Raw genomic sequence first — 13,236 nt, forward strand, 5'->3', positions numbered from 1 at the left:
TAGCCGCATCCAGCACGACAGGTGCTTGAACTGCCCATTGACCTCCTCCAGATGGAATGAAGATATTAATTAAGCCAGCACTTAAGAAAGTGAATAATGGAAATGTGAATTCATTAGATACCGATATGAATCCATTAGCGATAACTGCAGCTAATCCTGACGCTGTCATCATTCCGATAATACCGGCATAAAAAGGAAATTGGATAATGATCCCGCTTGCACCTTTTACGGCATTCATAACTGCCTCTAAAAAAAGCTTTGGCGTCCCATGGAAAAGAATGCCCAAGAATAAAAATAAGAAATTAACAATATCAAGATTTAGTTTAAAACCATTTTGAACAAAATAGTAGAATAAAAACACAATCCCAAATAGACCAATTAACAGAGAGAGTATTCGGCTATTCTCTAGCCGTTCTGCAGGAGTCATGTCCGCCTTTTCAATTGCAGCGGCCTGCATATCGTCCTGTAATAAGGCGGGATCGACAGTTATTGTTTCATCTTTAGAAGGCATCATCAGCCGGTTAACGATTGGAAGGACTAAGAATAAAGCGATAACAATGGCGAGATTAAAACCAGAAAAAATCGTTTCACTTGTTGGAATAATCCCAATCAAATCTTGTGAAAAGTGCCCTTCTGTGGCAATGGTTAATGGTGTTGAGCCTGAAATCCCCCCATGCCAAATAACAAAACCGGAGTAAGCGCTTGCAATTAAAAGCCGGTAATCAACATTTTTCACCTTTTTTGCCAATTCCTTTGCAAATAAAGCCCCAATGACAAGACCAAATCCCCAGTTTATCCAACTAGCAATAAGGGAGACAACCGTTACAATGATAACGGCCTGTCCCGGTGATTTAGCTGTAGAAGCAAGTGCTCCTAATCCCTTTTTAAAAATTCTGCTGCTTGCAAGAACATGTCCAGTTACTAAAACAAGAACCATTTGCATGGTAAAGACTAGCAGTCCCCAAAATCCATTCCCCCAGTGCTGAACCATTTGATAAGGTCCGCTTTCGGTGAATATAAGGCCAAGTACAAACACGACAAAAGTTAAAATAATGACAAATAAAAATGGATCAGGCAAGTACCGCTGCATGACTCGATTAAAAAATGAAACGAGTGCTTTCATTGATTTTCTCCTTTCTAGTAATTCTTATAACTATTATTCAATATTTCTATAATATTCTTTATATTCCTTCAATTTTTTTGTGATATTAACTTTTACCATCATAATTATAAGGAAAATAAGATAGGAACTGTTTGTTAAACAAGTCCAAGGTTTCATTTAGGTCCATCGCCATAGGGAACTATATACAATTGGAAAATTTTCTAGTAAAATAGATGCGGAAATGTATTGAAGGAGAATGAGGATGTCAATCAAAGAGTTACAAATAGAAACATTAAGAAAGAAAAATAGAATCACACTGATTATGTTAATCATTTCAGTTATTCTAGGTGTGGTAGTTGAAGCCAGTTTAGGAAAAGCACTCCAGCTTATTTTGACAATCGCTATAGGTGGAGCAGTGCTATGTTCCATTATCGCATTTTTACATCTATCCAAACGTTTAACGAAACAAATTGCTTATTTCGCAATAGTAGGTTTAACTATTATTCTTGGAATGATTATTTTAATCAGTCCCTCTGAGAATAATCTATCACTCATTTACTATTTATTAGTTTGTTCGGCTCTTTATATGAATATTGTTCTTTATCTAATAGGAACGGCTTTTGGAGTTGGCTTATTGGCTTTTGCCTTTGCTCTAAATGGCGAGATCTATTCCTCTGATATTTCTACTTATTTATTACTATTTTCTCTTGCTGTCATTGTGTTGTTTTTTCAGCAAAAAATTATGGGGAAACTTGAGTCCGATCTTGAAAAGCTGCAGACTTCGGCAGAAGAAAAGCTGGAAAGTGAATCCAGGCAGCGCATAGTTTTAGAGGAAAACTCACAAATCATTGCTAGTAATATGCAGATGGTAGAGGAACAATCGGAATCGGAAAAGCAGGTAACGATAGAACTTAATGTTGCCTTGCAGGAGATAGCAGCAGGAACACAATCACAAGGAAATGCGATCAGCAATATAATGAATTCAATTGAAAGTACTTCTAAACAAGTAGAATCAATGAACGAACGTGTGATACAAATTAATGACTCTACCAATCAAATGACAGACCAAATAGAAGAGGGCCGCTCACAATCTCAAATCATGAGCGATCAAATGCAGGAATTTAAGCAGTTTATTGAATTGATGGAAAAGGATATGAACCAATTAAGTGAAAATATTGAGTCATCCTTAAGTTCTATCCAAGCAATCCAAGGAATAACTGCTCAAACGAATTTGCTTGCTTTGAATGCATCGATTGAAGCAGCAAGAGCGGGAGAAGCAGGAAAAGGTTTTTCTGTTGTTGCTGAAGAAATTCGCAAGCTTGCGGAAACCTCAGATCAAACAGCCATTCAAATTTCTGCTACTTTAAATCAAGTTCATATCAACAACCGTGAAACACAAAATCAAATGAATCTTGTTTCTAGTAAAATGGACGAAAATATTCAAGGAACGGTGAAGAATCAATCGATTTTTGAATCCATTCAGCATTCTATTCAACATCTTCAACAAGAAATTCAGTCATTCCGCGGAGTTGCCAAAAATATTGACCAGGAAACAGATGCGATTGAAGTAGCAGTAAATGAATTTGCGTCTATATTAGAAGAAGCTTCCTCCTCTCTGGAAGAAATTTCAGCAACCGTTCAATCACAAACCGATAACAAAGAACAACTTTCACGCTTAATTCAAGAAACGAATCGTGCTACACAAAATCTTTCGAATCTTTTAAAGTGAGCTCGGTAATAGATTGTTAAGCTAACATGAAAAAAATGTTAAAAACCATGTCATTATGACGTGGTTTTTTGACATTAATTAAGCATATTCAAATAATCTCATCGTAGTTTTTCCTTTTTTTCATTAATTCTCTTTTTAATGCTGCTATAGCTCTTGAAGTTGTTATTTTTACTCTGTTTTCATTCCAGTTTAATATCTCCGCGGTTTCTTTTATAGAAAGTTCTTTAATTTTCCTAAGAATAAGCACCTTTTGATAACTAAGGTGTAAATTATGAATTGCCTCATATAATATATTCATTCTCTCGCCTTTCATAATTAACTCTAAAGGCGTCTGCTGATTTGACTCAAATTGATACTTATCTAAAGAAAATGTTGTTAACAAGCTCTTTTTCCCGAAATAGTCGAGCGTTACATTTCTAGAAATACTGAATAGCCATGGAAATAAATTGGATTTACCATATAACTTATCCAAATTTCTATAAACCTTAATAAAGGTGTCCTGGGTTAAATCTTCAGCATCCTCCTTGTCATTTACAAGGAGGTAAATATAACTGAATATTTTATCACTATATTCTTTGTATAGTTGTTCAAAAGTATCTGCAGAAAATTTTTTCATTTTGCCGACGCCCCTTAAGCAAATTTTTAGACGAAAAGATTGAAAAAGAAAGATATGATGAACAGGTTTTATGTAATACTGTCTACAATACTAACAATTAGAAAAGTTTTCCAGTACCGTTTTTCTTATATTCATAAAGTAATTGTGAGTCTGTTTCTATCTTCCTATACCTGTTTAAAATGTAGGTAAATAGAATCCTTTTTTAATAAAATTTGTAATTAAATCTTTAAGTATGTTACTTTTGCTTTTCAAACGTATTATTTTTGATTTTCAAAAAGGTTACATATCTTATTAACTATTTCAGATTTATATTGTCTAATAAATTCTTTATTAGGCAGAAAATCATAGAGTCTAAAGCTCCCTTTCGTTTTAACCATGGAACTTTTTTGAAAAAATCCCCTTCCATTCCTTCTTCTTATTTTTTCCTAATACATATTCTCAAATAATGGATTTCTATTGAAAATAGAGTATTTTCAGCTAAGTAGTATGTTCTATTACTGAACCTTTCAGACTAAATATCTTTTTCCCTCTTAATGCATTCCTCTCATTTTAATCTGGTACACTTTTCCTTCCTGAGTATTCGACAACTTTCTTTTTTTTTATTAGCTAAAGTTTCAGTAACAAGGGGGTCATGACCCCAGCTGGAGGTGGTTATTTTCTAACTGGAGGCTAGTGTTAATTAATTGCAATTAAACAAATGAATGAGGAGGAATTATTGTGGGGAAAAAAGGAAAAGTACGATTTCGTTTGCTGTCCATTCTGTCAATCGCGTTTTTAATTCTCCCACTCATGTTTCCGAATATGGGGCATGCAGAAGGAAATAGTTCACCGCACACTTCTCTAAAGAAATCTCCACCAGAATCTTCTGAAAACAAAATTAGCAATAGGTTACAAGATGAATTCGATAAGCAAGATGAAGTCACATTCTTAATTAAATTTAAAGAACAAGCCGATCCGGCTGCAGCAGCAAAAAAGGCAGAAAAAAATGCATTAAATCAAAACCTTACTCCTGCAAAAGCAAAATACATGAAGCGATCAGCAGTCCTTTCAGCATTAAGATCAACAGCCATTGAAACTCAAGGCTCTGTAGCAGACTTCCTCCAAAAGCAAGAACAAGAAGGGAAAGCGAAAGAAATCCAATCCTTCTACATTGTCAATGCTATCGCAGTTACAGCAACGAAAGATGTTATGGAACAAGTTGCTGCCTTCCCAGAAGTAGAAAAAGTACTTCCAAATGAAATGAGACAACTTCATATCCCTGAAAAAGTTGCAGAAAAACCATCTATGCAGCTTGGAAAGGAACCGAAAGCGAATACAAATTCAATTGAATGGAATATTGACCGAGTGGGTGCACCGGCTGTCTGGGAATTGGGAATTGATGGTTCAGGCACAGTTGTAGCTTCCATAGATACAGGTGTACAGTGGGATCACCCGGCATTAAAAGAAAAATATCGAGGCTATAATCCAGCCAATCCAAATTCTCCTTCACATGAATTCAACTGGTTTGATGCTACAGCAGGAAGAGCAGCAGCATATGATGATCAAGGTCATGGAACACATGTAACGGGTACAATGGTGGGAAGTGAGCCAAATGGTTCGAATCAAATCGGGGTCGCTCCTGGTGCGAAATGGATTGCCGTTAAAGCCTTTACAGCGAGTGGAGGATCAGATAGTGATCTTTTAGCTGCGGGTGAATGGATACTAGCACCAAAGGATGCTGCAGGAAACCCGCATCCTGAACAAGCGCCAGATGTTGTTAATAACTCATGGGGTGGAGGTCCAGGGCTTGATGAATGGTACCGCCCAATGGTTCAAGCATGGCGCGCAGCGGAAATCTTCCCTGAATTCTCAGCAGGAAATACTAGAGCAGGAAATCCTGGGGGACCGGGCTCTATTGCCAACCCGGCTAACTATCCAGAATCATATGCTACAGGTGCAACAGATATAAATAATGGACTAGGAAGCTTCTCGCTTCAAGGCCCATCTCCTTATGAAGAAATCAAGCCTGATATTTCTGCACCAGGAGTAAACATTCGCTCATCTGTTCCAGGAAGCAATTATGAAGGCGGATGGAATGGGACTTCTATGGCAGGACCTCATGTTTCAGCAGTTGCAGCATTGCTTAGGCAAGTAGATTCGAGCTTAACAGTGGATGAAATAGAAGAGATTTTAACGACAACAGCTACTCCGCTAACAAATGGAACATATCCGACATCACCAAATAATGGCTTTGGATCAGGTCTTGTTAATGCTTTTGATGCAGTTTCTTCTGTCATATCTGGTCTTGGAAAAATAAAGGGGCAAGTTGCAAAAGAAGGCAATGACAATGAGGAACCAGTTGTAGAACATCATGCGCCTCAGGAAACATACGCAGGAATGGACCTGCCTCTAGAATTGAAGGCAACTGACAATGTTAGTGTATTGAATGTTGTCCTCGAATACTTAAAATCAGATGGCAGCTGGGCGACTGTCCAAGCAAGCAGAGTTTCTGGAGATTACCAAGATGGAACATATACGGCAGCCATTCCTGGTGAAGATATTGCCGTTCCTTCAGTATCATACAAATGGAAAGTCAATGATTTTGGTGGAAACGAAGTTGGAACAGATACGTACCAAGTTTCCGTTAAGCCTGGAATTACTGTCGGCTATTCTCAAGATTTTGAATCAGAACCAATTGGCTGGACATCATACGGAGTAAAAAACAGCTGGCAATGGGGAGTGCCAACTTCTGGACCAAGCAAGGCTGCATCTGGTGAAAAGGTGTTTGCTACTAACCTCGCAGGAAACTATGATGCCAGTGCAAACATGACTTTAGTTATGCCGCCAATTGACCTTCCAGAAGGGAATGCATTCTTACAATTTAAACAGTGGCACAACCTAGAGAAAAACTATGATTTCGGTCATGTGTTTGTTTCGACGGACATGGAAAACTGGACGCAGATGCTTCGCGTTAATGATATCACAGCTGATTGGATTGACGATGAAGTAGATTTAAGCGAATATGCGGGTCAAAGAATCTATGTAGGTTTTAACGTAACAACGGATGGTTCTGTAGTTAGACCAGGCTGGTACATTGATGATGTAAAGCTTGCTAGTACACCTCTTCAGGCATCTAATAAAGCTAACCTTGGTATAACAAAACCAGATACTGCTAAAGACGACTCTAAAGCCACATTAAAGGATGAAAAAGTAGATCCAAACAAAATTCTACCTAAGAAGGATGCGATCGTAAAGGACGAAGGCAGCCAAAAACAGCCTGCACCTGCACTTCTTCCATTAACAGCTGAGGTAAGTGTTTTAGAATCTGGCAGATCTGTGTTCACTAAACCTCAAGATGGAACATATGAATTTACACATGCATCAGGCAGCTTTACTGTTCAGGCGGAAGCATATGGCTATCGCTCACAATCTCAGACTGTAAATATCCCGCAAGATGGTGAAGTTACGGCTAACTTTGTCCTGGAGGAAATCCCTCGAGGAACGGTGACTGGAACTGTTACAAACGAAGCAACTGGGGAGCCAGTATCAAACGCAACGCTTCTTTTAGTTGAAGATGCCGCTGTTCAGCCAGTAGAAACAAATGCTAGCGGTGAGTATTCATTAACAGCTTATGAAGGGACCTATACGTTAAAAGTAATGGCGCCTTCCTACTATAGTCAGGAATTTGAGATTGCAATCAGCGAAGGTTCAATTGAACAAAATGTACAGTTAAAACCATTTATCGGATACGCTGGAGAAATCGGCTATGATGATGGAACAGCAGAAAATGCACGTGCATTCTATGATGCGGGCAATGGATGGGCTGTTAAAATGTCTCTAGCAGAAGGACACGAAAGTGCCATGGTTACTGGTGGGTTATTCCGTTTCTGGGATACTGAGTGGCCAGTTCCAGGAGGTACTGGATTCAAGGTTGAAGTTTATGATGCAAGTGGTCCAGATGGAGCTCCTGGGAAAAAATTAGCAGGACCATTTGATGCAACAGCTCTAAGAAACGGTGAATGGACACATGTTGATTTAAACGAGCACGGAATTATGGTGAACGGTGATTTCTACATGGTTTACATTCAAAGTGCAATTAATACAAGTTCTCCTGGCTTAGCGACAGATGAAAATGGACCAAATGCAAAGCGAAGCTGGCAGCTGGTTAGTGGAGCATGGACTCCTTCTCCGCAAGAAGAAGGAAATTATATGATCCGTGCCACTGTCAATTATGAAGTGACTGCGCCAGTTATTATTTCTCCTAAAGACGGTGACTATTCAAAAGAAGGTACAGTGAAGGTCGAAGGAACAGCTTCACCAGCAGCTACTGTTAAGCTCTACAACAATGGTGAAGAGATTGCTGCTACAGAAGCAACAGAAGCGGGAGCATTCTCTGCTGATGTTACACTGTCAGAAGGAGAGAACATCCTAACTGCAAAAGTAACAACAGAGTTAGGATCAACTGATGCTTCTAATCCCGTGAAAATCATTTTTGATCAAACAAATCCTGACCTTGAAATTACCTCACCAGAAGATAAATCGCAAACGAACAAGGAAACAGTAACAGTTGAAGGAAACGTTTCTGATGAGCATTTAGAAACTGTTAAAGTAAATGGGCAAGACGCGAAAATTGCAGATGGAAAATTCTCTCTTCGTATCCTTCTAAATGAAGGTGAGAATGTTATTACTGTTGTGGCTCAGGATAAAGCAGGAAACATAGTTGAGAAATCAGTTACAGTTAATGCTTTTTACACTGCTCCAGCAATTGAAAATCTTCTTCCAACCGAAGATAAAGAATTGGAGAAGGGTGAGTCCGTAAAGATTGAATTTGATAGTGCACCTGGGCTTAAAGCAACCTTTGCCATTAGAATGCCTTTAACAAATGCTGGTGATATTGCTAATGCAACAGAGCTACCTATGATGGAAACTGATCCAGGACATTATGTTGGGTACTATACAGCTACATCAAATGTAGTGGCACCTGGAGCTGAAATAGAAGTGAAAGTAACGGATGAATTTGGCAACGAAACACGTAAAGTTGCTGATGGCAAGCTGTACATTAATGAGAAAAAGAAAGAAGATAAGGAAGACGATAAGGAAGAAGGCAGCAAAGAAGAAAAGGATCCTGACAAAAATGAAGAAGAAAACGGAGATGCACTTAACTAAGTAATCTTCATCATGCCCATTCATCTGTAATGGGCCTGTTTCATTATGAAAATGAATAAAACTCTTAGATGCACTAATGCACTAAGAGTTTTTTCGTATGGAGCATAGGGGGAGTCTTTTCTAGTTCCGTTAAATTAGGCTTTTGTATCAGTAACAATACCCAACTATTGTACATAATCTGATGATGAATATTCCAAATATTTAATGTATTAATATGGTATACAGTTCTTTTTCGATTTTACTCGGCTGTTCCCGTTTCAAGTTGCTGGCATCCCTTATTAATTTGTTTGAGGAGGAAAAAAATGAATAATTTCCAAAGTGAACTTCAAATGTTGAATGTTGGTGATTTCCAAGCGACACAGGCAGTCCCTTGGGATCAAAATCAGTACTATACTGATCAGGATAGACAATTTATTGGTTTGGGATTTGGTTTTGGCCGATGCTTTAGTTGTTTTAGCTGTTTTAACTGCTTTAATTGTTTTAACTGCTTTAGTTGCTTCCGCTGCTCTAACTGCTTTAACTGTTTTCGCTGCTCAAATTGCTCCAGATGCGGCGGCGGCCGTTGTGGCGGTGGAGGCAGCTAAGCCGATTAGCTTAGTTTTCTATTTGAGAAAGACCCGTGCATTTTTGCAGGGGTCTTTCTCTATAAGATAAGACATAACGGACAAATTGAAATACATACGATGTTAGTGACAGTGATATTGAATATTGATGTTCACAAGGGGGATGGAGGAGAGAAATGGCAAATTTGAACCCTTCTATGCGTATGAAAGTGAAAAGAGACACGTTTTATCTCCCTGAACCAAACAGAGGAGTGTATTTTCGAAACAACTTAAGTTCATTCCGTATTGAAGGCAGTGGGATCGATCAATGGATTGAGAAGTTGTTGCCGATGTTCAATGGGGAGTATACGTTAGAGCATTTGACTAACGGATTGCCTGGCCCATACCGGGATCGAGTATATGAAATTGCAGAAGTGCTATATGCAAATGGGTATGTACGAGATTTGAGCCAAGACCTTCCGCACCAATTGTCGGATGATCAAATTAAGAAGTATGCATCTCAAATTGAATTTGTGGATAATTTAGTTGGTTCTGGGGCGGCACGTTTTCAAGTTTTCCGTCAGGCCAAAGTGTTGGCAGTTGGCTCGGGTCCTATTTTAAATTCATTGGTTTCTTCGTTGATTGAATCGGGTTTGACTAAGATCCGGGTCCTAATCACAGACAAGGTTCCGACCAATAGACAGAGGTTAAAAGAACTCGTGGAACATGTACGAAAAATAGACCCAGAGGTTGACTTAGAGGAAGTTCCGCAAAAGAAGGAGGGATGGCGAGAAATAGTGAAGCCCTTTGATTCGATTATGTATGTGAGTCAGGAGGGAGAACTAGAGGAACTTAGTCAACTTCATACTGTTTGCAGGGAAGAGAAGAAGTTGTTTCTTCCCGCCATATGTCTGCAGCAGGTAGGCTTAGCAGGTCCATTAGTACATCCAGATTCTGAGGTGTGTTGGGAGACAGCGTGGCGCCGTTTACACCATACTGTTTTAGTCAAAAATAAGCACCTTCCTCCCTTCTCTGCCACTCCAGGATCGTTGTTAGCCAATGTGATCGTGTTTGAAATGTTTAAAGAGATTACAGGAGTCATGGGATTGGAACAGAGGAATAGGGTATTTCTTCTGGATTTGGATACATTGGAGGGAAACTGGCATTCACTTTTGCCTCATCCACTGGTAACAAGCGGTATTTCTGCTGAATGGATTGAAGATGTCGAAAGCCGGCTGCAAATAGGCTTAAAGAAAGTTGATCCAGGTAAATTACTTCTTTATTTCAACCAGCTGACGTCAGAGGAATCGGGTATCTTCCATATTTGGGAGGAGGGAGATTTAAAGCAGCTTCCGTTAGCTCAGTGCCGCGTTCAGGCAGTAGACCCGTTGTCGGAGGGTCCGGCTGAGTTGATGCAAGACATTGTCTGTTCAGGTTTGACTCATGAAGAGGCACGAAGAGAAGCAGGGCTAACTGGGATTGAAATGTATATGTCCCGAATGATCAGTTTGATCGTTAATACTTTGCCAATAAATAAAAATGTTGAAGGACGTTTAGTCGTACCGGAGGAAATTGTCGGTGTTGGTGCTGGTGAATCGTTTGTGGAAGGTGTTGGCCGTGGGCTGCAAAAGTGTTTGGCAGAAGAACTTAGCAAGCAACAACTTAATCCAAAGTATTGTGTTTCTCAAGTACAGTTGAGTTTTATAGAAGATGAGAGATGCCGGTTCTATTTAAAGGCACTGACTACGATGCGGGGAGCGCCAATTATCGCAACAGGAAAGGAGGTATCTGGTTTTCCTGTAGTATGGGTAGGTACGAAAGATGGATGGTATGGCAGGGCAGATTTAAATATAACAATGGCGTTACGGAAGGCATTACAGCAGGCACTTATCAAAGTACAAAACAAACCGGATTCCTCTAATGAACTAGCCTGTGAGGCAACGTCCGTACTTTTGGAAGAGAAGATGCCGGTTAGTCTTAGCATTCCTGCGTATGAGGAGAGGATACAAGCGGACACCCTGCAGGAAGCTATGGGAATATTGGAACGGAATGGAAAACGGGTCTTAGTATTCGAAATAGAGCTTGAACCTGTTTTTAAAGAGCAGCTAGACGGAGTGTTTGGTGTTTTGCTGCTAGAGGAGGAATCACATTGAGTTCCTTCGTTTGGGTTATCGGAGAAGGCGTGCTGGCGGACCTCGTAAGTGAGGAACTATCAGCATACCAACATGTTATTCGTAAGACCAATTTTGAAGAAGAAGTTCCCAAAAATACTGATTTTGCCCTTGTTTTGAATGATGGTTGGGAACCCTCTGTTCATCGAAAGGCGGAAGAAGTGTTACGAAAGACTGGTACGCCCTGGCTAAGAGGCTTCATTTCATTTGGAGAGGGAGTAGTTGGTCCGCTCGTACGTCCAGGTGCAGCTGGTTGCTCTCAATGTGCGGACATGAGGCGTCTCAAGGGAGGACGTGACCGGACAGAAATGTGGGAGGTACAACAGAGTCTGGCTGTGGCAGGAGGAATGAAAAGTGACCCGTGGGCTTCAAGAACTGGACTATTGCAAATGGCTTACCTGATTGGGCATGAGGTACAAAATTTATTACAAGGTGACATGGCTTATTCGGAAGGCAGGGTGTATTTAATTGACTTGAAAACACTGAAATGTTCTTTGCATTCCTTTCTGCCAGACCCGTTGTGTCCGATCTGTAGTCGATTACCCGACGATTCACAGACATTAGCCCGAATTTCACTGCAGCCAAGTCCGAAAATCAGCTCGAGCAGTTTCCGCTGCCGGCCATTGGATGAGATGAAAAAGGTTATTCTTAAAGACTATCTGGATAATCGTACTGGCCTTTTGAATAGTAGAATGTATGATCTAGTCACTCCATTTGCTGATGCGAGTGTCAATCTGCCTATGTTTGCTGGGGACGAGGGAACAGCTGGCCGGACTCATACATACGCAGAAAGCGTGTTGACAGCCATTTTAGAGGGATTGGAGCGGTACTGCGGTTTGGAGCCGCGTGGCAAACGGACAGTCATTCATGATAGTTTTCGTAACCTGGAACATCAAGCGCTCAATCCATTGAAGGTAGGGGTACATGCAAAGGAACAATATGCGCAGTCTGGTTTTCCGTTTAAATCGTTTGATCCTTCACGTTCTATAAATTGGGTATGGGGTTATTCACTGTTAGAAGAGCGTCCAATTCTAGTTCCAGAGCTCCTCGCCTATTACAGTGTTGGATGTGGGTCACAAGGTTTTATCTATGAAACTTCCAATGGATGTGCGCTTGGAGGAAGTTTAGAGGAGGCCATTTTCTACGGAATTATGGAAGTGGTCGAACGTGATTCATTCCTTATGACTTGGTACGCGAAGCTAAACCTTCCAAGACTCGATCCTTTTACAGCTGACGACCAGGAGTTGGAATTAATGGTCGAACGGATGCGAGCGGTCGCTGGGTATGATTTGTATTTGTATAACTCCACGATGGAACATGGTATTCCAAGTATTTGGGCAATGGCTAAAAACAGAAAAGTAAAGGGATTGAATCTTATATGTGCTGCCGGAGCACATCTGGATCCGGTACGGGCAGTGAAAAGCGCGGTTCACGAACTTGCTGGAATGATGCTGAACCTTGATGAAAAATTTGATGCGAACTACGAGGAGTATGAAAGAATGCTGCATGATTCTTCCCTTGTACGCCAGATGGATGACCACGGCATGTTATACGGTTTGCCGCAAGCAGAAGAACGCTTAAGCTTTTTGCTTGATGACAATGGTGCAATGCGGACTTTTAAGGAGGAGTTTAAGTGGAAGTCGAATCATACGGATCTTACCGGTGATTTGCAAGACATCCTTCAGGTGTTCCGACAGCTAAACCTTGATGTAATTATAGTAGACCAGACGACACCGGAAACGAGACGAAACGGATTGTATTGCGTAAAAGTACTAATTCCGGGGATGCTGCCAATGACATTCGGACATCACCTTACCCGTCTGACAGGGCTTGAGAGGGTACTTCGCGTCCCTATGGAGCTTGGGTATACAAATAAACCATTGACACGAGAACAACTCAATCCACATCCGCATCCGTTTCCTTAAGCAGTG

At 40.4% G+C, this 13,236-nt stretch carries 7 protein-coding genes (1 of these 7 cut by a window edge); 5 read left to right on the top strand and 2 right to left on the bottom strand.

All coding sequences use genetic code 11. The annotated features are described in order from the left end of the window. Window positions 1-1,123: the 5' portion of a short-chain fatty acid transporter gene (locus C1726_RS15790; RefSeq protein WP_102274042.1), read on the bottom strand. 197 nt of this gene lie to the left of the window's left edge; only the first 1,123 of its 1,320 coding nucleotides appear in the window; the start codon lies at window positions 1,121-1,123; its stop codon lies off the left edge, out of view. 241 nt (window positions 1,124-1,364) lie between these two features. On the opposite strand from C1726_RS15790, the gene C1726_RS15795 reads away from it, so the two are divergent. Continuing rightward, window positions 1,365-2,831 (top strand): methyl-accepting chemotaxis protein, encoded by a 1,467-nt coding sequence (locus C1726_RS15795; RefSeq protein WP_180968215.1) that lies wholly within the window; start codon window positions 1,365-1,367, stop codon window positions 2,829-2,831. An 88-nt stretch (window positions 2,832-2,919) separates the two neighbouring features. Here the strand turns inward: C1726_RS15795 and C1726_RS15800 are convergent, their stop codons facing one another. Continuing rightward, the gene (locus C1726_RS15800; protein WP_102274044.1) at window positions 2,920-3,447 is read right to left on the bottom strand and encodes an RNA polymerase sigma factor; all 528 of its coding nucleotides are present in this window, start codon (window positions 3,445-3,447) and stop codon (window positions 2,920-2,922) included. Between the two features lie 789 nt (window positions 3,448-4,236). Here C1726_RS15800 and C1726_RS15805 point away from each other — a divergent pair. From C1726_RS15805 to C1726_RS15820, 4 genes are all read left to right on the top strand, one after another. Continuing rightward, on the top strand, window positions 4,237-8,592 hold the full coding sequence (locus C1726_RS15805) for a S8 family peptidase (protein ID WP_102275826.1): 4,356 nt from the start codon (window positions 4,237-4,239) through the stop codon (window positions 8,590-8,592). 329 nt (window positions 8,593-8,921) lie between these two features. Further along, the gene (locus tag C1726_RS15810) at window positions 8,922-9,176 is read left to right on the top strand and encodes a heterocycloanthracin/sonorensin family bacteriocin (protein WP_322091019.1); all 255 of its coding nucleotides are present in this window, start codon (window positions 8,922-8,924) and stop codon (window positions 9,174-9,176) included. A gap of 155 nt (window positions 9,177-9,331) precedes the next feature. Continuing rightward, the gene (locus tag C1726_RS15815) at window positions 9,332-11,287 is read left to right on the top strand and encodes a putative thiazole-containing bacteriocin maturation protein (protein ID WP_102274046.1); all 1,956 of its coding nucleotides are present in this window, start codon (window positions 9,332-9,334) and stop codon (window positions 11,285-11,287) included. Beyond that, a complete protein-coding gene (locus C1726_RS15820) occupies window positions 11,284-13,230 on the top strand; it encodes a TOMM precursor leader peptide-binding protein (RefSeq protein WP_102274047.1) in 1,947 nt (648 codons plus the stop codon). Before C1726_RS15815 ends, C1726_RS15820 begins: the two co-directional genes overlap by 4 nt. Window positions 13,231-13,236: the final 6 nt, after the last annotated feature.

The organism is Cytobacillus massiliigabonensis, from assembly GCF_900199725.1.
GTDB classification, from domain to species: domain Bacteria; phylum Bacillota; class Bacilli; order Bacillales; family Cytobacillaceae; genus Cytobacillus; species Cytobacillus massiliigabonensis.

Coding starts and splice junctions, on each gene's coding strand:
- C1726_RS15815 (WP_102274046.1), top strand. CDS start 9,332: ATGGCAAATTTGAACCCTTCTATGCGTATGAAAGTGAAAAGAGACACG.
- C1726_RS15795 (WP_180968215.1), top strand. CDS start 1,365: ATGTCAATCAAAGAGTTACAAATAGAAACATTAAGAAAGAAAAATAGA.
- C1726_RS15800 (WP_102274044.1), bottom strand. CDS start 3,447: ATGAAAAAATTTTCTGCAGATACTTTTGAACAACTATACAAAGAATAT.
- C1726_RS15805 (WP_102275826.1), top strand. CDS start 4,237: ATGTTTCCGAATATGGGGCATGCAGAAGGAAATAGTTCACCGCACACT.
- C1726_RS15810 (WP_322091019.1), top strand. CDS start 8,922: ATGTTGAATGTTGGTGATTTCCAAGCGACACAGGCAGTCCCTTGGGAT.